This window comes from Pseudoalteromonas holothuriae (assembly GCF_945859825.1).
In the GTDB taxonomy this organism is placed as follows: domain Bacteria; phylum Pseudomonadota; class Gammaproteobacteria; order Enterobacterales; family Alteromonadaceae; genus Pseudoalteromonas; species Pseudoalteromonas holothuriae.
This window is the reverse complement of record NZ_CAMAPC010000006.1, coordinates 253,356-277,962: the sequence shown is the minus strand read 5'-3', so window position 1 is coordinate 277,962 and position 24,607 is coordinate 253,356. Positions and strand designations below refer to the sequence as shown.

The 24,607-nt window shown below is 39.8% G+C and carries 22 protein-coding genes; 6 read left to right on the top strand and 16 right to left on the bottom strand.

The features are described from left to right. Positions 1 to 226: 226 nt before the first annotated feature. Together sppA and ansA are read left to right on the top strand one after the other, a co-directional pair. A complete protein-coding gene (sppA, locus tag OCI93_RS10625) occupies positions 227 to 2,095 on the top strand; it encodes a signal peptide peptidase SppA (protein ID WP_261626385.1) in 1,869 nt (622 codons plus the stop codon). Positions 2,096 to 2,153: 58 nt separating this feature from the next. Next, entirely contained in the window at positions 2,154 to 3,164 is a 1,011-nt protein-coding gene (gene ansA, locus OCI93_RS10620) for an asparaginase (RefSeq protein ID WP_261592405.1), read from the top strand. A gap of 155 nt (positions 3,165 to 3,319) precedes the next feature. Here ansA and gndA read toward each other — a convergent pair whose 3' ends face one another. Further along, on the bottom strand, positions 3,320 to 4,693 hold the full coding sequence (gndA, locus tag OCI93_RS10615) for an NADP-dependent phosphogluconate dehydrogenase (RefSeq protein ID WP_261592404.1): 1,374 nt from the start codon (positions 4,691 to 4,693) through the stop codon (positions 3,320 to 3,322). A gap of 450 nt (positions 4,694 to 5,143) precedes the next feature. Here gndA and pyk point away from each other — a divergent pair, with 450 nt between their 5' ends. Next, positions 5,144 to 6,577: a pyruvate kinase gene (gene pyk / locus OCI93_RS10610; RefSeq protein WP_261592403.1), complete on the top strand. Its 1,434-nt coding sequence runs from the start codon at positions 5,144 to 5,146 to the stop codon at positions 6,575 to 6,577. A gap of 28 nt (positions 6,578 to 6,605) precedes the next feature. Here pyk and OCI93_RS10605 read toward each other — a convergent pair whose 3' ends face one another. The 6 genes from OCI93_RS10605 to OCI93_RS10580 all read right to left on the bottom strand — a co-directional run bounded on the left by OCI93_RS10605 (position 6,606) and on the right by OCI93_RS10580 (position 13,357). After that, positions 6,606 to 7,430 (bottom strand): LytR/AlgR family response regulator transcription factor, encoded by an 825-nt coding sequence (locus OCI93_RS10605; RefSeq protein ID WP_261592402.1) that lies wholly within the window; start codon positions 7,428 to 7,430, stop codon positions 6,606 to 6,608. Continuing rightward, complete coding sequence (locus tag OCI93_RS10600) at positions 7,430 to 8,500, bottom strand: sensor histidine kinase (RefSeq protein WP_261592401.1); 1,071 nt, start codon at positions 8,498 to 8,500, stop codon at positions 7,430 to 7,432. Before OCI93_RS10600 ends, OCI93_RS10605 begins: the two co-directional genes overlap by 1 nt. A gap of 145 nt (positions 8,501 to 8,645) precedes the next feature. After that, on the bottom strand, positions 8,646 to 10,202 hold the full coding sequence (locus OCI93_RS10595) for a SulP family inorganic anion transporter (RefSeq protein ID WP_261592400.1): 1,557 nt from the start codon (positions 10,200 to 10,202) through the stop codon (positions 8,646 to 8,648). A gap of 191 nt (positions 10,203 to 10,393) precedes the next feature. Next, positions 10,394 to 10,852 (bottom strand): Lrp/AsnC family transcriptional regulator, encoded by a 459-nt coding sequence (locus OCI93_RS10590; protein WP_070985187.1) that lies wholly within the window; start codon positions 10,850 to 10,852, stop codon positions 10,394 to 10,396. Positions 10,853 to 10,923: 71 nt separating this feature from the next. After that, on the bottom strand, positions 10,924 to 11,565 hold the full coding sequence (locus OCI93_RS10585; protein WP_261592399.1) for an MBL fold metallo-hydrolase: 642 nt from the start codon (positions 11,563 to 11,565) through the stop codon (positions 10,924 to 10,926). Position 11,566: 1 nt separating this feature from the next. Continuing rightward, entirely contained in the window at positions 11,567 to 13,357 is a 1,791-nt protein-coding gene (locus tag OCI93_RS10580; RefSeq protein ID WP_261592398.1) for a M14 family metallopeptidase, read from the bottom strand. Between the two features lie 147 nt (positions 13,358 to 13,504). On the opposite strand from OCI93_RS10580, the gene OCI93_RS10575 reads away from it, so the two are divergent. Further along, positions 13,505 to 14,332 carry an SDR family oxidoreductase gene (locus tag OCI93_RS10575; RefSeq protein WP_261592397.1) on the top strand — a complete coding sequence of 276 codons (828 nt, stop codon included), beginning with the start codon at positions 13,505 to 13,507 and terminating at the stop codon, positions 14,330 to 14,332. Positions 14,333 to 14,407: 75 nt separating this feature from the next. Here the strand turns inward: OCI93_RS10575 and rplT are convergent, their stop codons facing one another. From rplT to thrS, 4 genes are all read right to left on the bottom strand, one after another. Beyond that, positions 14,408 to 14,767 (bottom strand): 50S ribosomal protein L20, encoded by a 360-nt coding sequence (gene rplT / locus OCI93_RS10570; protein WP_261592396.1) that lies wholly within the window; start codon positions 14,765 to 14,767, stop codon positions 14,408 to 14,410. A 15-nt stretch (positions 14,768 to 14,782) separates the two neighbouring features. After that, complete coding sequence (rpmI, locus tag OCI93_RS10565) at positions 14,783 to 14,983, bottom strand: 50S ribosomal protein L35 (protein WP_070985175.1); 201 nt, start codon at positions 14,981 to 14,983, stop codon at positions 14,783 to 14,785. A gap of 192 nt (positions 14,984 to 15,175) precedes the next feature. Next, the gene (gene infC / locus OCI93_RS10560; RefSeq protein WP_261592437.1) at positions 15,176 to 15,736 is read right to left on the bottom strand and encodes a translation initiation factor IF-3; all 561 of its coding nucleotides are present in this window, start codon (positions 15,734 to 15,736) and stop codon (positions 15,176 to 15,178) included. 56 nt (positions 15,737 to 15,792) lie between these two features. After that, positions 15,793 to 17,703, bottom strand: a complete 1,911-nt coding sequence (gene thrS, locus OCI93_RS10555) for a threonine--tRNA ligase (RefSeq protein WP_261626372.1) — start codon at positions 17,701 to 17,703, stop codon at positions 15,793 to 15,795. A gap of 253 nt (positions 17,704 to 17,956) precedes the next feature. Here thrS and OCI93_RS10550 point away from each other — a divergent pair, with 253 nt between their 5' ends. Then, the gene (locus tag OCI93_RS10550; protein ID WP_261626371.1) at positions 17,957 to 18,961 is read left to right on the top strand and encodes an endonuclease/exonuclease/phosphatase family protein; all 1,005 of its coding nucleotides are present in this window, start codon (positions 17,957 to 17,959) and stop codon (positions 18,959 to 18,961) included. Between the two features lie 63 nt (positions 18,962 to 19,024). Then, positions 19,025 to 19,471 (top strand): DUF3010 family protein, encoded by a 447-nt coding sequence (locus OCI93_RS10545; RefSeq protein WP_261592393.1) that lies wholly within the window; start codon positions 19,025 to 19,027, stop codon positions 19,469 to 19,471. Positions 19,472 to 19,509: 38 nt separating this feature from the next. Here OCI93_RS10545 and OCI93_RS10540 read toward each other — a convergent pair whose 3' ends face one another. From OCI93_RS10540 to glnS, 5 genes are all read right to left on the bottom strand, one after another. Then, positions 19,510 to 20,058 (bottom strand): hypothetical protein, encoded by a 549-nt coding sequence (locus OCI93_RS10540; protein WP_261626370.1) that lies wholly within the window; start codon positions 20,056 to 20,058, stop codon positions 19,510 to 19,512. Between the two features lie 74 nt (positions 20,059 to 20,132). After that, positions 20,133 to 20,375: a DUF2164 domain-containing protein gene (locus tag OCI93_RS10535; RefSeq protein WP_261592391.1), complete on the bottom strand. Its 243-nt coding sequence runs from the start codon at positions 20,373 to 20,375 to the stop codon at positions 20,133 to 20,135. After that, positions 20,359 to 20,673, bottom strand: a complete 315-nt coding sequence (locus OCI93_RS10530) for a hypothetical protein (RefSeq protein WP_261592390.1) — start codon at positions 20,671 to 20,673, stop codon at positions 20,359 to 20,361. The genes OCI93_RS10535 and OCI93_RS10530 overlap by 17 nt, the downstream gene beginning before the upstream one ends. Positions 20,674 to 21,032: 359 nt before the next feature. Beyond that, entirely contained in the window at positions 21,033 to 22,868 is a 1,836-nt protein-coding gene (locus OCI93_RS10525; RefSeq protein ID WP_261592389.1) for a protein kinase domain-containing protein, read from the bottom strand. Between the two features lie 55 nt (positions 22,869 to 22,923). Beyond that, on the bottom strand, positions 22,924 to 24,588 hold the full coding sequence (glnS, locus tag OCI93_RS10520; RefSeq protein ID WP_261626369.1) for a glutamine--tRNA ligase: 1,665 nt from the start codon (positions 24,586 to 24,588) through the stop codon (positions 22,924 to 22,926). Positions 24,589 to 24,607: the final 19 nt, after the last annotated feature.

Sequence of the window (24,607 nt, the reverse complement as noted above, 5' to 3'; positions counted from 1 at the left end):
ACAATTTTCTATAAATTAGCAAGCATCACCTCAAAGTAAATTAATTGTTGACATAATGAACCAGTTGATCAATTAAATTTCTTTATAGATTTTATGCGCATTTTCCAACCAAAATGGAATGTATAAATACTTCGTTACGTTTTTGTGGTAACACCCAAATACAATCTGAGTTATCATAATTATATATATGGTAGGCAGTTCTTTTTTATGAGGATTAATTTTGAATCTGATTAGTAAATTTTTTAAAGCCTTATGGCATGGCCTGAATTTTTCACGCCGTTTAATTTTAAATTTGATTTTTTTCGTGATAATTGTTGCTGCACTTGTCGCGCTATTTAGTAGTGATGAAAAGATCACCGTTGCCGACAATAGTGTGTTAAAGCTCAATTTAAATGGCTTTTTAGTAGAAGAGCTCACATACATAGACCCTATCGACGCTGCATTTCAAGATATGCGTGATTCAGGTGACCAACCAAAAGAAATATTACTAGATGATGTTTTACAGGTGATCAACCGAGCAACGACAGATGAGAGCATTCAAGTCTTACTTTTGGATATCGGTAATTTATATGGTGGGCACTTAGATAAGCTTGAAGTAATTGCTCAAGCTATTGATGAATTTAAAGCTGCTGGCAAAAAAGTTCTTGCTCACAGTGCTTACTATAATCAAACGCAGTATTACTTAGCGGCACATGCTGATACCATCTCACTTCACCCATACGGTGGAGTAAAAATAAAAGGTTTCGCATCTTACCCCATGTATTTTAAAGACGCACTGGATAAACTGAAAGTTACCCAGCATATATTTCGCGTTGGGACATATAAGTCAGCCATCGAACCGCTTATTCGTAACGATATGTCTGATGCAGCCAAAGAAGCTAATCGCTTATGGCTTGGTGAACTTTGGCAACAATATAAAGTTCAAGTAAGCGAAGCTCGTCAATTTGGCTTAGACAATTTTGACGAAACACTTGATGCCTATCAGTCTAAAATACAATCTGTGCATGGCGACTTTGCCCAATACGCATTAGCTAATGGTTGGGTTGATGAACTCAAAACGGACCAACAACTGCAAGCTGAACTTATTGAACTCGTTGGTTTGAACGACAGCGGTAAAACATTCAAGCAGGTGTCTTTTTATAAATATTTAGAAATGATCAAACCGCCTGTGCAGTTTGACAATCCAGTGACTGAAAAAGTGGCCGTGATTGTCGCGCGCGGTGCAATTGAGGATGGTAAGCGCAAAGCAGGTACCATTGGGGGGGACTCAACCGCAGCGTTACTTAAAAAAGCGCGTTTAGATGATAAAGTCAAAGCTGTAGTGCTTCGCATTGATTCTGGCGGTGGTAGCATGTTTGCTTCACAGATTATCCGCAATGAGGTACTTGCAATTAAAGCTGCAGGTAAGCCTGTTATTGCTTCCATGGGCTCCATTGCTGCATCAGGTGGTTATTGGATTGCAGCATCTGCAAATGAAATTTGGGCTGCCCCAACTACGATTACAGGCTCTATCGGTGTATTTGGGGCGCTGTTAACTTTGGAGAACTCACTCAAAGAGCTTGGTATCCATTCTGACGGTGTTTCAACTACTGAGCTTAATGCTATTTCCATAACCCGTGGTATTGACCCCCAGCTGGCTGATATATATCAATTGAGTGTAGAGAACTCATACGACAAATTCATTTCTATAGTCGCAATGGAGAGAAACATTGATAAGGCAGCTGTAGACAAAGTTGCTCAAGGGCGTGTATGGACTGCAACACAAGCTAAAGAGTTCGGCTTAATTGACAAGCTTGGCTATAAAGCAGATGCCATAGAAGCAGCGGCTAAGCTTGCTAATTTAGACTTTTATGATGTGATAACAATACAGCAAGAGTTATCTGAAAAAGAGCAGCTCATACGCGAGGTATTTGGATCCGCTATGGTGCAATCTGCTTTATCTGGTATAAAGTTAACCGCACCTCTTAATGTATTAACAAATGGTTACCTCGCGCCAGTTACCTCACAGGTAGAAAAAAACTTATCAATTCTAAATCAATTTAACGACCCAAATGGCACCTATGTACGGTGCTTGGTGTGTGAAGTGAGTTTCTAACTGCCAAAGTGAAGCTGCAGTTGATATACTTAGCCCAGAACATATTCTGGGCTTTTTTATGAAAAGAAAAAAAATATATATCGCGTATACTGGTGGTACTATCGGTATGAAACAATCGAGTCGTGGTTATATCCCTGCAGAGGGCTATTTAACCGAAACGGTGAAAAATAATGCCGAGTTCACCCGCGAGGAAATGCCACTATTTGATATTCATGAATATTGCCCGCTCATAGATTCATCCGATATGTCTCCCCTTCATTGGCAAATGATCGCTAATGATATTCAAGATAAATATGAGCAATATGATGGTTTTGTTGTATTGCACGGCACCGATACAATGGCTTATACCGCTTCAGCGCTGTCATTTATGTTTGAGAATCTATCCAAACCTGTGATTGTTACAGGTTCACAAATACCGTTATCTCAACTTCGTTCTGATGGTCAGGTTAACTTATTAAATGCTATGTATTTAGCAGCCAACTACCCTATTGCTGAAGTAAGCCTATTTTTTAATAACAAATTGTTTAGAGGTAATCGTGCTACCAAAGCCCATTCAGATGGGTTTGACGCGTTTGCATCACCGAATTTACAACCACTGGCGCTGTCTGGAATAAATATTCAACTAAAAGAAGGTAAGCTGAGCCCGTATGTAGAACAAGCACTACAAGTGACTCAGGTTGTTCATCAGCCAATTGGCGTTTTATATTTATATCCTGGGATCAGCAACGACATCATAAATAGTGTAATTACCAGCACAATCAAAGCGCTTATCATACTTAGTTTTGGCGTTGGTAACGCACCACAACAACCAGATTTCCTTGCAATGCTAAAAGCAGCAAGTGATAAAGGTGTTGTGATAATAAACCTAACACAATGCATTAAAGGCCAAGTCAATATGGGTGGGTATGCAACCGGAAATGCACTACTCAATAGCGGTGTATTAAGTGGGTTTGATATGACATTAGAAGCCTGTATTGCAAAACTCCACTATCTATTTAGCCAAAATTTAGAGTTAGAAACCGTCAGGCATTTGATGCAAGACAACTTACGAGGGGAACTCACACGCTAATTAATCCCAACTTTGGATAAACGAATTTACCCAATAAAGCTATTTTTCTCACTCTGTGCGCTGCTTTCTTTTTAAACCTCTTATCCAAGCCTGAGGTTAAATAAACAGCCGGCTTTAAGCCGACTGTTTATTTTAGCTACTCACTGAGAATACAATCAGCGTACTTTAGATTCCAGCTCGACCAAGTCAGTTAAATGGCATGTTTCGCCACTGTGGGTTTTAATCCCGTGTTCACCAAAGTAGTCGCGTTGTGCTTGTACTAAGTGTCCATTGCTTGGTGTGCTTAACGTTGCAATATAAGTTTGTGTTGAAGCCAGTACTGGGAATGCAAGGCCACTGGCAATCGCGATACCTGTAACTTTACGAAGTGCTGATGCTTCCTTTGTCAACGTATCAATAAACTCAACTCCTTGAGCAATATCATTTAGATAGTCCGCACGGATTATGCAACCAGCTCGCCAAGTCTGTAATGTTTTTGCCAAGTCGACTTTCCATTGATGTGCGCGTGAAGCGCCTTTTATCAACGCAAGACCTTGTCGATAACACAATAAGCTTGCTAAATAGAACGCATCTTTTAGCTCATCCAAGTCAACATCTATCGATATAACCACTTTGTCTGCATATGTCATTTCTTTGGCAGCATGAGTATCTATCGTATTAGTCAAGTGCCTTGCCTGTACTGCCGCAACTAATGACGGCACTGCAATGCCTAATTCAAGTGCATTTTGTGCAGTCCAAAGGCCCGTTCCCTTAGCACCAACTTTGTTATCAATTAAATCCACTAAAGACTCTGCTTGCTCTGTTTCTAAACTAAGGATATGGCTTGAAATAGAGAGTAAATAACTATTTAAAGTACCTTCTGACCATTGCTCAAATATTGCAGCTACCTCTTTAGGACTGCGGCCTGTGCCATGGCGTAACAGCTGATACATTTCTGCAATAAGCTGCATTAACGCATATTCAATACCATTGTGGACCATTTTTACGAAGTGACCGCTAGCAGATTGCCCCACGCGAGCAAAACAAGAATCGCCATTGTAACTTGCTGCAACTTTTTCAAACCATGGCTCGACACGCTCCCAGCCACCTTCTGAACCACTTGCCATCATTGCTGGACCATGACGAGCTCCTTCTGCTCCTCCTGATATTCCCATCGTGGCAAACTCAAATTTATTCTGATATTTAAGTTTTCGTGCAATACCATCTTTATAATTACTGTTGCCGCAATCAACAATGATATCTTCTTTGGCAACACCCGCTTCAATTAAATCACTACACACCCTATCAACTAGCTCACCAGCGGGAACTAACAGTAAGATAGAACGAGGCGACTCTAAGCGTCTGACCATATCACCGAGATCTGAAACTATGTGTAAACGCTCGGCTAATCCCAAAGATTGAGCACAGCTTATCAGCTCTGCGCCTGCGTCAGGGTTTGTGTCATAGGCAACAAGTGTTAACCCCTTTTCAATAAGGTTCAGTGCAAGGTTTTTTCCCATCACTCCCAAACCAACTAATGCGACTTGCATTTAGTTTCCTCCTCGGTAACTACAATATTGTGAGTATTTGAATTTCTCAGCCATTATACCCCAGCAGCTATCAGATGCTAAGCACAGCGCAACAACGTAATGCATCAGTGTAAATTTATGGCACTTTTAAAAAACAAAGATCACTTGTTAATTTACTATAATGACGCATAGCACATACTTACCAAAATAAGTACAAAAAGCGCCCAGAAGTAAACTTTTTGGTAACGGTATCAGTGATTGACCCCAGCTGACACCGGTGTCATAATGACGTCATACAGATCATATAATTTAATCTAGTCGTTAAACAGTCTTTTGAGTTAATTCTTTACAAACTAGAGAGTAGTTTATAGCAAATATATCTATAAACAGATTTATTAGTGAACGATAATGTTGTAATAGATTAAGTATAAATAACACAGCCCTATGGATATAGGTTTACAGGAGATCCTGATGCTTAGACGCACAAAAATAGTCGCCACACTCGGACCGGCAACTGATAGAGATAATAATTTAGAAAAAATAATCTTAGCTGGCGCCAATGTGGTCAGACTTAACTTCTCCCATGGTGTTGCACAAGATCATAAAGACCGTGCGCAAGCGGTTCGTGAAATAGCACAACGATTAGGTAAACATGTCGCCATTTTAGCTGACTTACAAGGTCCAAAAATTCGTGTCTCAACATTTAAAGAAGGTAAAGTAACACTTGATCTCGGTGCTAAATTTACCTTAGATGCAAAAATGGAAAAAGGTGAAGGTACAGTCGAGTCGGTTGGTATCGATTACAAAGAGCTCCCACAAGACGTTACCAAAGGTGACCTATTACTGCTTAATGATGGACTAATTCAACTTGTCGTCGACGGCGTTGATGAGCACCTTGTGCATACCACCGTCACTGTTGGAGGCGTACTTTCAAATAATAAAGGTATTAATCGTTTAGGTGGAGGCTTAACGGCTCCTGCATTTACTGATAAAGACAAAGAAGACTTGATCACAGCCGCAGAAATAGATGTAGATTACATTGCAGTCTCATTTCCACGCAGTGGCGATGATATGCGTTATGTACGCTCTTTAGCTGAACAAGCGGGCTCTAAAGCTCAGTTACTTGCCAAAATTGAACGTGCGGAAGCAGTGGCAACACAAGAAGCTGTAGATGACATTATATTAGCGTCAGATGCTGTTATGGTAGCACGAGGTGACCTCGGTGTTGAGATTGGTGATGCTGCATTAGTAGGCAAACAAAAGCTCATCATTAGACGAGCACGCTCTTTGAACCGTACCGTTGTTACTGCAACACAAATGATGGAGTCAATGATTGACAATCCCATGCCAACTCGAGCAGAAGTAATGGATGTGGCAAATGCGGTGCTAGATGGTACTGATGCAGTGATGCTATCAGCCGAGACTGCTGCAGGAGACTATCCAGAAGAGACTGTCGCTACGATGGCTCGAGTGTGCTTAGGCGCTGAATCTCAACCTGAAATTCACGTTTCAAAACACCGTTTAGATAGCATGTTCTCTGATACATCTGAAACATTGGCATTATCAGCAATGTATGCAGCCAACCACCTAGACAGTGTTAAAGCAATTGTAGCATTAACTGAGTCTGGTAAAACTGCTAAATTAATGTCTCGTATTAGCTCAGGTTTACCTATTTATTCGCTTTCTAGACACAAGTGTACCCTTGGCCAAAGCGCTTTGTACCGTGGTGTCTACCCTGTCTATTTTGATTCAACTAGATGCTCAGAACAAAGCATGGTTCGCGATGCGCTCAATACCTTAGTTGAAGCAGGTTCTCTAAAGCAAGGTGATACAGTCATCCTCACACATGGTGACGCAATGGAAACCGTAGGTGCTACTAACACCATGAAAATTGTGACCGTTTAAAAACACGTCAAGCAAGCTAGAGTGCGCTCTAGCTTGCCAAAGCTGCTTTTACTTTATCACGGTAACTGCGGCTCACTTTTAGCTCTTGACCATTTTCTAATACAAGCAAATACTCTCCACTACTTTGAGTCACTAATTTACTAATTTGCTTAGTATTAACAATCGCTGAACGGTGAACACGTACAAATAAAGCTGGGTCTAGTTCTTGCTCAAGTTCTTTCATGGTTTTACGCAATATATGAGTTTGTCCATCACTACAATGCAAACACATATAGTCACCCGCAGCGTCAACCCACTGAATTGAGGCGGCTGCGACACGAATTATTTCGCCCTGCTCTTTTACCGCTAGCGACTCAGGGTACTTTTTATTTACCAAGGTATCACCCGTTGCCAGCTTTTTTAAAATTTCTTCGCAGTTGTTCCCTGTAATTCCGGCTACAAAACTAGCTAGCTTTTTCTTATGAATATTGTCTTGTTGCGTTTTTAAATAACTTTGCACTTTCTCCACCGCCTTTTCTAGTCTGTTGTCATCAACGGGCTTTAAAATGTAATCCAATGCATGGATCTCAAACGCTTGTACTGCGTACTGATCAAAAGCAGTCACAAATACAATTGCTGGTAATGGCTTTACACTTTTACTCAGTGATCTTGCCACTTCAAACCCATTCATCCCTGGCATTTGAATATCTAAAAAAACTAAATCTATATCTTGCGTTTGACACACATCAATTGCTTGCTGTCCACCTGCGCATAATTCTACAACTTCAATTTGTGAAAATGATTTCAAACGAACGGCCAAGCCTTTTCTGGCCAACGGTTCATCATCAACAATTAATGCTCTAATTTTGCTCATTACTTCTTAGCCTTTTCAAATGGAACGCGAATATTCACTTTCAAACCACTCGGTTTGTTATCTGATAATACAAATGAATAATTGTTCTCATATAGCGTTTTAAGCCTATCAATTGTGTTGGCTATACCCACACCTTGAGCATTTTGTAACTGCCCATTATATACTTCTGCGCCTGGGCCATTATCTCCAACCTCCAGTAATAGCTCATTGGCGAATACTTGCGCTTTTATTTCTAGCTTACCGCCTTCTGTCAAATGAGCAATGGCATATTTGATTGAATTCTCGATTATAGGCTGTAAAATCAAGCTTGGAACCAGCGCTTGCTTGGCTTCCTCACTTACATCAATGTCAATCGATAGACGTTCATCAAAACGCACTTTCTCGATTTCTAAATAGAGTTGCAGCGCATGTAACTCTTGTTCTAAGGCGACCTTTTTTATTGGATCAGTGTTCAAAGTGTAGCGTAAAAAGTCACTCAAACGAGCAACCATTTGATTTGCATCTTTATTTTCTTCAACCAGTATTAAAGTCGATATTGCGTTCAAGGTATTAAAAAGAAAGTGCGGATTAAGTTGATAACGAAGCATTTTTAATTGTGCTTCATGTGCCATCGTATTCGCTTTTAATGCTTTTTGTCTCTCACTTTGCAATAGTTGGTAATATTTAACACCAAAATATAGTCCGCTCCAACATAATATAATGTAGACAGAATCTAGCCCTTGCTGAAGGTAATAAAACCATTCTTCTGGTCGGTAACCATGGCGGTATATTTCCCATAAATTAAATTTTTGTACAACCGCCCACAATGTACCAGTAATGTATGATGCGCCAAATACAACCAGAATTAAAACCCAGGGTGCAGCGTTCCATATTTTTCGGTACAAATATCTAAGAGGTACCGTCATCAAACAACCAGCATACGCGTTAAGCACGATCACAAACACGTAGATATCACGCATCTCAAATACTTTTGAGCCAATATAATTAACCAGTGCATAACCAAGCCAACCAGCTATTTGCAATACCCAAAAAAAACGTTGTCGATTATCGACCAATGCTTGCCATTTCAAAAGTTTATTCAACTCCTCATTATACAGTTTGATTATATCTCAGTGCGAGTTATAGGATCACTGTAAATGGTCTTAGTTTTTTTACATTCCAGCGCAAATGAAAAAAGACACCGAAGTGCCTTTTTAATATTATACCGTATTGGATTTATGCTAGTTTATCTGAAGCCACTTTATATTTAGGGTCTTCAATTACATTTACTTCTACTAAGTCTTTTGCTTTTTCTAGTAAGTCTCGGCAATCTTGACTCAAATGACGTAAATGAAGCTTTTTACCTGCTTTTGTATAACGCTCAGCAAGATTGTCAATTGCTTCAATTGCACTGTGATCAGCCACACGGCTATGTTTAAATTCAATAATAACATCACTAGGGTCACTATTTACATCAAACAAGTCTGCAAAGTTTTTCACTGAGCCAAAGAATAATGGACCATGTAATTCATACACCTTTGAGCCTTCATCATCAATATAATTACTAGTATATATGTGTTTTGCATGTTCCCATGCAAATACAAGTGCTGAAACAATCACACCAACACATACCGCAATTGCAAGGTCAGTGATCACTGTTACCCCAGATACGAGCACAATTACAAAGGCATCCGTTTTTGGTACACGATTCATCAATCTAAAGCTTGACCACTCAAACGTACCAAGCACAACCATAAACATAACACCAACCAATGCTGCAAGTGGGATCATTTCAATCAAGCCAGCTGCAAATAAAATAAAGCCCAGTAATAAAAGTGCTGCAGTAATACCTGATAAACGACTACGGCCACCTGAATTAATATTAATCATAGATTGACCAATCATTGCACAGCCACCCATTGCGCCAAACACACCACAGGTCATGTTAGCTGCACCTTGGCCAATACATTCTCGGTTACTATTACCTCGAGTCTCTGTTATTTCGTCGATCAGAGTTAAAGTTAACAATGACTCAATCAAACCTATTGCTGCTAATACTAGAGCATATGGAAAAATGATCGTAAATGTTTCCCAGTTAAACGGTACCATTGGGATATGAAACTGCGGGAAACCACCAGCAATAGTTGCATCTACGTTGCCTGACATATCTTTTAAGTAATCTAATACACTGCGTGTATCTAGATCAAAACCAATTACCAAGCCCGTTACAACTAAAATAGCAGCAAGAGAGGAAGGAATAGCGGTTGTTAATTTTGGTAAAAATTGAATGATAAACATAGTTAATGCAACCAAGCCCAACATAATATACATTGGACTGCCTTGCATCCATTGTAACTCACCATGGCTATCTGCAACTTTAAATTGCCCAAGTTGAGCTAAAAAGATAACAATTGCCAGACCGTTAACAAAGCCCAGCATTACTGGGTGGGGAACCATTCGAATAAACTTACCAAGCTTAAATACTCCAGCAATCACCTGAAGTATCCCCATCAGCAGTACCGTTGCAAACAGGTATTCAACACCATGCTCAACAACTAAGCTCACCATCACCACTGCTAAAGCACCTGTCGCACCGGAGATCATGCCAGGACGGCCGCCAAAAATTGACGTAATCAAACCAACAATAAACGCAGCATATAAGCCGACTAAAGGATCTACTTGCGCAACAAACGCAAATGCAACCGCTTCTGGAACCAAGGCAAGCGCCACAGTTAAACCAGATAAGATGTCATTCTTAGCAGAGCTCGGCGCCTTGCTGATTAAATTAAACATTCACATCCTCTTGTTATTTTTTACAACATACAGAAAAGCGCTGGATCTTAACAAAATGCAGCGCCTTTAACAAACTAGATGTCAATATTATAGACTAAGCTGATTAGGACTTTGTGACAAATGCTTAGGGTATGTAGAAAGCCTTTGATCTGAACAAAATTCATAGCTTGACGATCTACACTTTAAGTCTCTTATAAAGGAAGTGCGGTTGTTCTTTTCACACAGGTCATTGTTACATTTGAATGCACCTCTTGAACATACTCAAGGTTGAGCAAGTTATCTCTAACAAACAACTCATACCCCTCAATACCCCGTGAGATAATACGTAACATAAAGTCCATTGTGCCAGCCATGGTGTAGCACTCTGTTACTTCATCGTAACTCATTATCAGCTTTTCAAACTCTGCCAAATTGTTACGACCATGATTTGATAAACGAACATGTGCATAAACCAACATATCAAAACCGAGTTGCTTTTCATCCAATAAAGCGACTTTTCCTTTGATATATCCATCTTGTTCTAATTTAGCGATACGACGCCAGCATGGTGATTGTGAGAGTCCAACTTTATCTGCAATTTCCGCAGTGGAAAGACTAGCGTCTTGCTGTAATAGTGCCAATATTTGGCGATCAACTTGATTTAATGACATTGTTTTTTCTTTAAATTTTAGTCAGTGGAAAAAATTATACATGCAGACAACGAATTTGTCCGCCCCTTTAGTTAGCCAAATCGCCCACTCATAAATGGGTTGTGCTGTTTCTCATAACCAATCGTGGTGTTTTCACCATGTCCTGACAATACCAGCGTATCACCTGGCAGCGTAAATAGCTGCTCAAGTATAGACTGCTTAAGCTGAGCAGCATCCCCTTTGGGGAAATCTGTACGCCCTACCGAACCTTTAAATAAGACATCACCCACCAATACTTGAGATGATGGCTTATGATAAAACACTACATGCCCTGGTGTATGACCCGGGCAGTGTCGGACCTCTAATTCTAACTCACCGACCCTAAACTGTTCTTGATCAGTTACCCAACGATCGGGATAAAAAGTGCTTTTTGTTGCAAAGCCAAACATTTGTGATTGCATTGGTAACGCATCAAACCAAAACTTTTCATCAATATGTGGGCCGATAATTTCAACGTTAAGTATTGCTTTGAGCTCATCAGCCGCACCCACATGGTCCAAATGACCATGCGTTAACAAAATACATACTATATCTAACTGCTGTTGCTTTATTATCGTTAGCAATTTATCAGTATCACCACCTGGGTCAACAACTGCACTTTTACCAGTACTGTTGCAGGTAATAAAACGTGCATTTTGCATAAAAGGTGTAACTGGAACCGTGATTACATGCACCCTACTTCTCCTTAAATGACATGAGAATTGGATACTTTAAGTAAGCTTGGTCATAATAGGGAGTTTGTGCATATAACCAATCCATACGAGCTGCTGGATCGCTTGCAAACTCCTTGTCCTCGCGAATTTTACGATCAAACTCTAACGCCATCGCTGGATTCTCTTTTAACATAGAACGAGCAAAAGGTTCTAATGCATAATTTTCAACATACTCTGTACGTTGAAAAATTGTATTAAACTCTCCCCAACTAAAAAATGAATCAGGTGCCTGTGGATGCAATAGATGAGTTGCAAGTTCACCCTTGGCTTGCGCAGTTGCAACCTCATACCACCCGGTTAAATCTACTGAATTCTTAACATCAAAATTAAAGGTTGCATCAACTCTAAATCGCCCTTCAAAAGGCTGTTTTGCAAAAGTATAATTCGTAATACTCGCCTGCTTTAACGCCTCACTCTTTGAGTATGTTTCATCAAGCTTCGTTACTTTTATTCCTTGAATTGTCAGCTTCTTTACGATATCAGGATATGCAGGTGGAATATAAAACTTATCAGGCACGTCGACTTTAACCGCCACTTCTTTTTGCCAATAAATAGGAAGCGCATCATATTGCTGTGGCTTACCCAAATATTTTGCTTCAGTTTGTCCAGAAATCGCACTTTTAAAATGTTTATAGGCAACCCCTTTAAAGCTAATCAAATCGGGCTGTTTTGCATAGCTTCTTTTTACAACAAGCTGCTGAGGGAGGTGCTTTTGCTCTTTAATGACTGCTTTTTCAAGTTCAATATAATGTTCAGATAACGCAGAGATCAACCCGTCATAGAGTATATAAGTACCTAAAACTCTTTGTTTATAGGGTTTCAAAGAGTGATTTTCTACCAAAATGGTCGGCACAGCGGCTAAGTCTCCCCAACCATTTGAAAAACGCGGTGATGCAACCCATCCTGCAATTCCTTTTTTAAAGTCACGTTTGTCCATTGCAAAAACTAATGGTCCTGGTATGTGGCCTTGCTTTGCCAGTGCCGTATCAATGGTGGGCTTTATTTTTGTCTCAAGCACCTGCGCTATCGCAGGCGACTCACTAGCAAAACTGGGTGTAAAGCCATAGGTAATATCATATTGATAATCGGCACCATCTGTCACATGTACATCTAGGTATAAGTCTGGTTGATATTCATTGATAACTTTCAAAACGGCACGTACTTCTGGTGTATCAAGTTTCGTGAAATCTCGATTTAAATTTAAGTTATTTGCATTAGTTCGAAATCCCATATCAGTGGGACCACGCTGGTTAATTCGGTTATATTGACTACTACGCTCATGGCCATCAACATTTAAAATAGGTATAAATAAAATATTAACTTTGCTCAGTAAATCGCGACGCTTACCCAATGCAATGTCTCTTAACATCATAAAAGCGGCATCTTTACCATCAATCTCACCGGCATGAATACCCGCCTGAATAAGTAAAGTAGGCTTATTATTATTTTTTAGCATGGCTGCTGAAAACTGACTTTGCTCAGATGCTACAAGCATCTTTATCGCACGCCCTGATTGACTAAAACCAATATCACGCGCTCTGAATTGAGTTGGATTTGCTGCAACCAATCTCTCTACAAACGCTACTGTTTGCTGGTAATTTGGAGACCGCTCCCCTTCACTCAACTCAAAATCAGTTGTTAAAGGACCTGTGGTTTGCATCAATTGTTCACTTTGTCCTTGCCATGGTATTAATGGTGGTAAATGTCCATTTAATGACAAGCCTGCAGTTAACATAATCATGCTTGCAATCATTTTTATTTCTCAACTTTCAGCGTAGATAGCACAATTATATCAATATTTTAGTTAACATCTTACAATGTGCGGTGATTCAACAAAAATATGCAGCTAATTACATATTGATCACACAAAATTAGGCTAAATAATCTTAGAAGACACAATATGAAAAAAAATATACTCATCACCGGATGTTCAAGTGGCATAGGTTACTACTGTGCTCATGCCTTACAAAATGCTGGGTTTAAGGTTATAGCTTCATGCCGAACACAAGCAGATGCCAATAAACTTAGCGACGAGGGGTTAACTTGTATATTGCTTGACTTAAGTGACGAACACAGTATTAAAACAGGCTTCGCCGAAGCACTCACACTGTGTGATGGACAATTAGATGCACTGTTTAATAATGGTGCTTATGGTCAACCTGGTGCCGTTGAAGATTTGCCAACTGAAATCTTAAAAAAACAATTTGAAGTTAACTTTTTTGCTTGGCATACGTTAACCAGCCTTGCAGTTAAACATATGCGTACACGAGGACATGGCCGTATTATACATAATTCATCAGTACTTGGCCTTGTCGCACTACCTTTTCGTGGTGCTTACAATGCCAGCAAGTTTGCCTTAGAAGGATTAACAGATACAATGCGTATGGAGCTTAAAGATACTAATATTCAAATCAGTTTAATTGAGCCTGGCCCAATCACTTCAAGATTCAGAGCAAATGCCAAAGATGCATTTATTAAAAATATTGATATTCAATCAAGCCCACATAAACAAGATTATTTAGCCCAGCTAAAAAGATTAGAGGCTGAAACAGCGCCACAGCCTTTTACACTAGAACCTGAAGCCGTCTACAAAAAACTCTACCATGCATTAACGGCTACGCAAGCAAAGCCAAGATACTATGTGACTTTTCCAACTTATCTTATGGGGTATTTGAAGCGCATACTCAGTACTCGTTGGTTAGACAAGCTGCTAATTAAAAATCGCTGAGCTATTAGGTAATGAAATAATAAGATCAAAAAAAGGAGCCTGAGGCTCCTTTTTTAGGGAATAAGCTTAAACTTATTAAGCAGCTAGACCATCTTTTGCTTTTGCAACTAATGCTGCGAAAGCAACTTGATCGTATACTGCGATATCAGCTAAGATCTTACGATCGATTTCAACAGATGACTTTTTAAGGCCATTGATGAAACGGCTGTAAGAAAGGCCGTTTTGACGTGAAGCAGCGTTGATACGTGCAATCCATAATTGACGGAAAGTACGTTTCTTAGCGCGACGGTCACGATAAGCGTATTGACCTGCTTTAGTTACTGCTTGGAAAGCTACACGATAAACACGTGAACGTGCTCCATAGTAACCTTTAGCTTGCTTTAATACTTTTTTGTGACGTGCACGTGCGATAACACCGCGTTTAACTCTTGCCATTTCTGATAACCCCTATTAAGCGAATGGTAACATACGGTCGATAAGACCAATGTCGTTTTTGTGAACCATAGACTTAGCACGTAAGTGTAGTTTACGCTTAGAAGACTTTTTAGTCAGAATGTGACGTAAGTGCGACTGTTTACGCTTATAACCGCCTGAAGCAGTCTTTTTGAAACGCTTAGCGGCGCCTCTGTGTGATTTTAGCTTATAAGCCATTGCAATAACTCCAAATGTATTGCTTTAAACCAATGTAAGTAGGCGGATGTTACCATCACTTTGAGGCCTAAATTACAACCAAATCCGGTGAAGGGTTCCTATAAGGCGTGCCCTTTCTTCAGTACCGGTTAATACAGGTGGCCAAAGACACTTTAAACCTGTATTAAATTCGCGCATATTATGCCGTCTTTATTACTTTTTAGCAATAGGTGACATCATCATCACCATCTGACGACCTTCAACTCGATTTGGGAATGATTCAACAACTGCTATATCTTCCAAATCAGCTTTAATACGATTAAGTAATTCGATACCAATTTCTTGGTGAGCCATTTCACGACCACGGAAGCGAATAGTGATTTTAGCCTTGTCACCCGCTTCTAAGAACTTTCTTAGGTTACGTAACTTAACTTGGTAATCACCTTCATCAGTGCCAGGACGGAACTTGATCTCTTTAATTTGGATCTGCTTTTGCTTTTTCTTTTGTTCTTTTTGCAACTTTGCTTTTTCAAAAACAAACTTACCGTAGTCCATCACCTTACAGACAGGCGGTTCAGCATTAGGACTAATCTCTACTAGATCCACGCCGGCTTCATCAGCAATCGCTTGAGCTTCTTTTAACGACATAATGCTCGCTTCCTGGCCTTCTACACCAGATAAGCGAACTTCTTTCGCAGTTATTTCTTCATTGATACGATTTTTTTGAGCTGTAGTTTGCCCTTTTTTTCCGCCTCTAATGGTACGTTCCTCCAAGAAAATCAAAATAGTTGCGTGTGTCAGTTGTATTATTTAAGTCACACGCAGGTTTGTTATTGTCGATGTTTAATTTCTTCGCTGATTTTAGCGATAAAATCTTCGACTGAGAATTTACCTAGGTCTTCACCTTTGCGCGTTCTCACTGCTACTTCCTGTTGTTCAACTTCTTTATCTCCAACAACAAGTAGGTATGGTATACGTTTTAAAGTATGCTCACGAATTTTAAAGCCTATCTTCTCATTTCTCAAGTCAGCACAGGCTCTAATTCCAAGTTTATTTAATTTTTGTACGATTTCATGCACATAATTAGCCTGTTTGTCGGTGATATTCATGATCACGACTTGCTTAGGCGCTAACCAAGTTGGGAATAAGCCAGCATACTCTTCAGTTAAAATGCCAATAAAACGCTCAATTGAACCTAATATTGCACGGTGGATCATAACTGGTGTTTTACGCTCGTTGTTTTCTGCCACATAAGTAGCACCTAAACGACCTGGTAAAGCAAAATCTAATTGTACTGTACCACACTGCCATGCACGTTCTAAGCAATCATACAAAGTAAATTCAATTTTAGGACCATAGAACGCCCCTTCACCCGGTAAATACTCAAATTCAATATCATTAATTTTTAATGCTTCAGCAAGCGCTAATTCAGCCTTGTCCCACATTTGATCTTCACCGATACGCTTCTCTGGACGAGTAGAAAGCTTAACAACAATCTTTTCAAAGCCAAATGTTTCGTAAGTATCATACACCATCTTAATACATGCCGAAACTTCATCCATGATTTGCTCTTCAGTACAAAAAACATGCGCATCATCTTGAGTAAAACCACGTACGCGCATCAAACCATGTAATGCACCAGATGGTTCATTACGGTGGCAACAACCAAACTCAGCCATACGCAGTGGTAAGTCACGATAAGACTTTAAACCTTGGTTAAAAATCTGAACATGCCCAGGGCAGTTCATTGGCTTAATCGCATACTCTCGTTTTTCAGACTCTGTGGTAAACATTGCCTCTGAGTATTTATCCCAGTGACCTGATTTTTCCCACAAAGCACGATCCATCATCATTGGACCTTTGACTTCTTCGTAGCTATATTCACGTAGCTTTTCACGTACGAATTCTTCTAGCTCGCGATAAATACTCCAGCCATCATTATGCCAAAACACCATACCTGGAGCTTCTTCTTGCCAGTGCCAAAGGTCAAGTGCTTTGCCAATTTTTCGATGGTCACGTTTTTCAGCTTCTTCAAGGCGTTTTAAATATGCTTTTAATTGCTTTTTATCAGCCCAAGCAGTGCCATATATACGCTGCAACATTTTATTTTCTGAATTACCACGCCAATAAGCGCCGGCAACTTTCATAATCTTAAAATGTTGACAGAATTTCATGTTTGGTACATGAGGACCACGACACATATCAACATATTCTTCATGATGATAAAGACCAGGCTTATCATCTTTATCGATATTTTCGTCCAAAATCTCTATCTTGTAGCTCTCGTCTCGTGCTGCAAAAGCGTCACGCGCTTCTTGCCAAGAAACAGTTTTCTTAACAACATCATAATTCGTTTTTGCAAGTTCAAGCATGCGCTTTTCAATAGCGTCTAAGTCTTCTTGTGTTAATGAGTGTTCCAAATCGACATCATAATAAAAACCATTGTCGATTGTTGGCCCAATGGCCATTTTTACATCTGGGAATAATTGCTTGATAGCATGTCCGATTAGGTGAGCACACGAGTGGCGGATGATTTCTAAACCATCGTCATCTTTTACTGTAATAATTTCTAAACGAGCATCTTCATTAATCACATCGCATGCATCAACACGCACACCATTTACCCTACCGGCTATGGTTGCTTTAGCAAGACCAGGTCCGATATCTTGAGCGACTTGTAATGTTGATACTGGGTTTTCAAAGACACGCTGACTACCGTCAGGAAGCGTAATAATTGGCATGATAAATCCTATTTACAGTGGTGACACCTACGATGCATCACATGTACAAATTAATTAATTTTAAAATGAGTGCCCAACAACGCTTTTACGAATAAGCATTGGCGCCGGCAGCGATTTAGCATACCGTGTGCTTGAGGACTTTCAAACCGAGTGGTATTTTGACCGTGAGCGTGACGAAATTCAAGTCAAAGACTAAAATTGATCAATAAATTGTTAAATTTATACACGTTTGAGCATTCAAAAAGGGGAATACATGACTGACCTGACTCGCTACTGCTTTGCTTCTTTAAATTTATTAAATTTTGCAAGTCCCCCGTTTTCGTTCTATCAACTGCACGAACACTATAATGAAACACAATGGCAGTCAAAAACCCAATTTATAACTGGGCTTATTGAACATATCAACCCCACCTTTATTGTCTTTCAAGAAGTATTTAGCATTGATGCATTAAAAAACTTATGTGGTGATTTAGGCTTAAGTTACTTCGCTACAGTTGATGCACCAAAAGCGGATGCTGTATTCTCAAATGTACTGTTTAACCCTGTTGTTGCGATAGCCTCAAAAGTGCCGTTTGGGCAAGTGAGCGCATTTGAACCTTGCCCTGAACTGTTAGAGTATTTAAATAATCAACACCAATTTCGTTTTAATCGCACTCCAATAAAGTGTACGATTGAACTGGCAGGTTTTGGTTTAATAACCTGCTACGCGGTACACTTCAAATCACAGCGCGTTCACTCTATGGCACATATGCTTGGTGACTCACAACAAGATGACCCCCTTTTAACACTCTTGCACAAAACAGTGGGAACTATGCAGTCACAAATTTCTCGCTCTTTAGAAGCCTCAATTATTTATTATGATGCACTTAAAACTCAGCGCGAGCAAAATTGTGCCACCCTCGTGATGGGCGATTTTAATGATAACCTCTGTAGCCCAGCTCTATCCTTCATGACCCGCTCCTTTCCCCCGCAAGTTAATATTCATGAGCGTTTTGACAGTGTTGGACTGTTTGACAGTTTTACCTTTGCTGATAATACTCATCAGTTTGAACAAAAACCTGCAAGTCATTACTATCAGGGCCAAGGTAATGTACTTGACTATATTTTAGCATCACAGCAATTTAACCCTAATAGTAGCAATCCTTTGATAAAATCACTGACATATCATAATTTTGATGCCCATCTGGATCCAAAAAGAGATGAAGAGGATATCCGCTATTCAGATCACGCAGCCATCGCAATAGAGATTAAGGTGTAAGCTTTTGCTTTATGGATGAGGTTGCTATAATCCGTCGATAATTAAATAGATTGGAAACCAATAATGAGAACATGTGGCGTTGAGATCACAGGCAGTGACATACTTCTGTGTCTGCTAACTAAAAAAGATGACGTATTTGATATACGTGACGTGCGTCAAACCCGCTTTACTCTTACAAATGTAGGCCTAGACACTGAGCAAATGCGCAAATTTCAATTCGATTTTGCAAAGCTTATGACTGATTATCAAGTTGATTCTGTTGCGATAAGACAACGAGCACCTAAGGGAAAATTTGCAGGCAGTGCAGCTGGTTTTAAAATGGAAGCAGCAATACAATTAATCGAAGGGTTAGATGTGCGGTTACTTTCGACAACTGAAGTTAAAGAGCAGCTTAAGCGCAACCCATTACCGATTGACTTTGAAGATACTGGTCTCAAAAAATATCAAGAAAATGCCTTTGTAAATGCTTTTGTGTATATCATGAAAAAAACCTACCGACCTGATGAATAAATAACCTAGGTTTAAATAGCTTTTACAAAAAGCCCGATTTAAGTCGGGCTTTTTATATCATAGTGATCAACTGCAAATGCGTAGCATACCTTGACTAAAAAAAGCGCAGCCACTGTTTTATACCACCACATCGACGCCAAACCTACAATTAATACGAGTCCAATACTAACCAATATCATAGCAAGAAACCGCTGTATTCTTTTGTCAAATAGTGCATTCAAAATACACGCAGATATTATCACATAGCTCCAAATATAAAGTGCTTGTATTAAAGGTTGCTCAAATAACACAGCTACCACAATTAGGTGAATGTGAATCGCTATAAAAACCCACCGGGATCGTGCTCGACAAGCATAATAATGATTAGTACCTCGGGTAAAATTAGCCGCAGTACCTGCAATTATATCAATTATAATGAGTCCGCCTAGCACATACTGCCACCACATATAAGATTGTTCGGACATTTGATAATGCATCAAAATAAAAACCAGCACTGAGCCTAACAGTGTAAATGCAGTTATACCGAAAAGCGCTAATTTACTTTGCTGTTCACCTAAAATTTCATGTAATGATTGCGGCATGTCCATATAGCCTGCTTCCTTTTTAACCTTTGCACTGGATAAGCGAATTTGTCCAATAAAACTATTTAACGCATTCGCCTTTAATATTTTTCCAAGTCATATAACCTTTCACCCAATACCTCAAAATGTTGTTCTAAATGAGATTTTGCGTCATCAAGTGCTTTATTATAAATCTGCTTACCAATTTGTTCGATAAAAAAATCTACCATAAAGGCCGCATCAAACTGTTCAAGTTCGAGACCAAAACTATCCACACAATATTGCTGTGCCTTTAATATTAATTCATCATGCTGCTGTGATGACAGCTTAATTTTCTGATTCATGATCAGGTTCCAAGTGATATAACTTGTCAGTAACAGCCTTTAAATCCACATGCTCAATGAAGTCATTACTGAGTGTTAAAATTGCGTTTAAATTATTCGTCAATTTGTCTGTTTGTAAGTCGCCGGGTTTAAGTGCTGTTTGTAATAAGTGTAACGCCATATCTGCTAGCAGAAGGCGTTGTTTTTCCTGCCAGTTTTCATCATTACTACTGGCTGGGTGTTTTAATACAGCCTGCTCCACATCATCATGAATACTCCAACTTAGGGTTAAAATATCTTGTCTTTGTTGCTTGTCCATATCCCTACTCACTTATTGATTGATCACCACTACTTTGAATAAAATACACATGTTATGCAATGGCAAATAATTCATTTTCCCTTTATATGTTTAATAAGGGCTGCTGATCTTTGAGGTATGAATTTTGTTCAAATCAAAGGCTTTCATTACGCGAAATGAGCAATGGAGCATAATATAGTTTAAGTTCGTTGCGAATAACAAAGTAGTGGAAGCCTTTGGGCAGCGCCATTCGGCACATTTTTCTACGTTATCACCTGACTTATATAAAATAACTATAGGTGCAGGTTCGCCTTGGGGAAATACCCGAATGACTGCTGTAAAAACACACAGCAAAGATCAACACGCCCTAAGGCTCAATTCTAAAGCTTGGGGTTTTTAGGGTAGTAATATTGGGCTTGTTGCTCGCATAGGTTAAATTCTCGAGTATTTTTATAAGGCAACTTCATAAAGCCTGCTACACCAACATCGTCTATGCTCATAGCATATTGAATAATACGGTTAAGTAACGCTTTGAATTGCTGCTCTTTGCTTGCATCAAGTAAACGATAATAATGATGGATCTTCAAGCGTCCTTCAAGCGACTCAAAAATAATGCAACCGGTGTGGTGAATTTGGTTAAGCTCAAATACACATTTGATAATGCTTTTGGGCAGTTGCAGTTGCTCGTCAGGATCTTTTCCATCTTCAAAGTAACTATGCGGACGAGTCAATTCGTTACTAGACACATCAACCACGGAATAATTCAGCTGTGGGAGTTTATCAAAAACAAATGCACCAGTTTCATCTCTTTCAAGCTGAATAGTTTGGCGTGCATCAAATAGGCAACATTTAAATAAACCTTTTTGAGTGATTCCTTGCGCTAACATCACCGTTGCATTAATGGCATCTGTTAACGCGGTCTGCATATCACTATCATGTAGAATTAAACTTGATTCGATATACAGCGAAGTTTCTTTCCAATGAAAGCTCAACCCCCCCACTACTGGATATTTTGCTAAACGGCTTATGGATGCTAAAAAGGCTTTCTCAACGTCGCCCGTGTCAAATAAAAACTCTTTATAATATCTATCTAGCTGGGCATCGTTAACATCATGAAGTTGTTGCTTGTGATCTGCCCGACGTAAAAACTCCTTTCTAGAGCTATAAACTACGGTATCTGGCTGCTCATCGGTATTACTTACCCAAAATGGAATATTTGCTTTGCTTTCTTTGCGCTTAAAACGGGGTAAGTAAGTACGCGCCATAGCTGGCATATTACGCATAAAGTAATCACCGGCTTGGTCACGTGTGTGCTTATCTTTACTCAACATGCCATCAATTACCGCTGCAAACTCTTTCGGTAAACCCAGACTCTTAGCTGGAATAACTTTTGCGCCAAAACGGCATGATTGAGCACTGGCGAGCGCATAAATGGTTGACGCAACACCTTGCTCATCAAAACGTGGGGATGATTGCGCACCAGACATTTGCTCATCACCAATAAAGTACACATCACCCATTCTGGCATTTGTACTAGCCACATCTGAAGACATTAAGTCCATAATATTGCTTGCTACAGGCTCACCATGTTCATCTATTTGTGCGTACACAGAGCTGCCCCAATCCACCAATGAAAAGTTTTTGACTTGCTCGTCCCAAACAATATTCGACGGTTTAATATCTCCATGAACAATAGGCTGTGGTGACATACCATTACGGTGCGACCGCAAATCTCGCAATACATTGCGCAGTTTTAATGCCAAAGCCACCAGCTCGTCGGCATAAAAGCGCCCTTTTTTAAGAGAAACTTTCTCTAAATCCTCTCCGGGCGCTCGCGCCATCATTAAAATACCTTGCTTTTTTACCCGTTCAAAAGCAAAAAACTTCGGCACCATAGGATTGTGAATTTGCGATAACATGTATGCTTCATCTTCGAGCCTGTCACGCACAGCTTGTGGTAAAGTGATCCGAGAAAACTTAAACACCCATTGCTGGGAGTCTGGGCTGACTCCAGCAAAAACAAAGCCAAACGCTCCAGAGCCAATGATTTCAACATCTGAATAGCCCAACATAGATAATTGTTTTTTACAAATACTAAGCCATTGGCGATGCTTTTTAGCATCATGATGCGATAACAAATAAATAGATTGCTGTTCATTGATATAAAAATTATGGATGGACTTAGTACTTTGCTTATCTACGACTTGGTTTTTCATGTTGTCTTTCACTGAAGAAAAAGGCCGAGTGGCTCGGCCTTTTTAAGTTACTTGCTTAAGCGTTTTCGCTTTTTGCCCATGAGTCCCTTAAGCCAACGGTTTGGTTAAATACCAACTCGGTTGCTTTGTTATCACGACAATAATACCCCATTCTCTCAAACTGAAAGCCTTGCTGAGCAGCTGCGTTTGCTAACGATGGTTCCAATTTCGCATTGCTGATCACAACCAATGACTCGGAATTAAGCGTCTGCGTAAAATCTTCAGCTGCCGCTGGATTTGGCACATTAAATAAACGATCATATTGGCGAACCTCAGCCTCAACGCAATGTGTTGCCGACACCCAGTGGATAACACCTTTAACCTTGCGACCATCACTTGGGTTTTTACCTAAAGTCTCAGCATCATAGCTGCAATAAATAGTTGTGATGTTACCATCAGCGTCTTCGTCAACACGTTCAGCTTTAATCACATATGCATTGCGTAAACGTACTTCTTTATCCAAAACTAAACGTTTAAATTTCTTATTCGCTTCAACTCGAAAATCTTCACGTTCAATATAAAGCTCTCTAGTAAAAGGAACCTCACGAGAACCCATAGCTTCATTTGAAGGGTGATTCGGTGCAGTAAGTTGCTCAACTTTATCTGCGTCAAAGTTCTCAATAACCACTTTGATTGGGTCAAGTACTGCCATAGCACGTGGTGCATTTTCATTTAAGTCGTCACGAATACATGCCTCTAACATGCCCATTTCAACCATATTGTCTTGTTTAGTAACCCCGATACGTTTACAAAACTCTCTTATAGACTCTGGGGTATAACCTCTGCGGCGTAACCCTGCAATAGTTGGCATACGAGGATCATCCCATCCTTGTACCTGGCCATTAACTACAAGATCGTTTAGCTTACGCTTTGACATTACTGTATATTCTAAATTTAAGCGTGAAAACTCAATTTGCTGCGGGTGACACTCAAGACTAATATTATCAAGTACCCAGTCATATAAACGGCGATTATCTTGAAACTCTAGTGTACACAACGAGTGCGTGATCCCTTCCAATGCGTCTGAAATACAGTGCGTAAAATCATACATTGGATAAATACACCACTTATCAGCAGTTTGGTGATGATGAACAAAGCGAATACGGTAAATAATTGGGTCACGAAGCACCATAAACGAACTAGCCATGTCAATTTTAGCACGTAGTACGCACTCACCCTCTTTGAATTCACCTTTGCGCATTCTTTCAAATAAGGCTAAGTTTTCTTCTGGTGAGGTGTTTCTGTAAGGGCTATCTTTACCCGGTTCAGTCAAAGAACCTCTATATTCGCGCGCCTGCTCTGGCGACAAAAAGCACACATAGGCCAAGCCTTTTTCAATCAACTCAACGGCGTAGCCATGCAGTTGGTCAAAATAATTTGACGAATAACAAATCTCGTCATCCCATTTAAAACCTAACCAGCTAACGTCTTCTTGAATAGACTGTACGTAATTAATGTCTTCTTTTTCTGGGTTAGTGTCATCAAAACGTAAGTTACAAAGACCTTGGTAGTCTTGTGCAATACCAAAGTTAAGACAAATTGATTTAGCATGTCCTATATGTAAAAAACCATTTGGCTCTGGCGGAAAACGCGTGTGCGTTTGCTGATGCTTACCGCTAGCCAAATCAGCATCGATAATCGTTCTAATAAAATTTGTTGGGCGATTTTCTGTTTCCGCCATGCTCATGCATTCCTCTGAA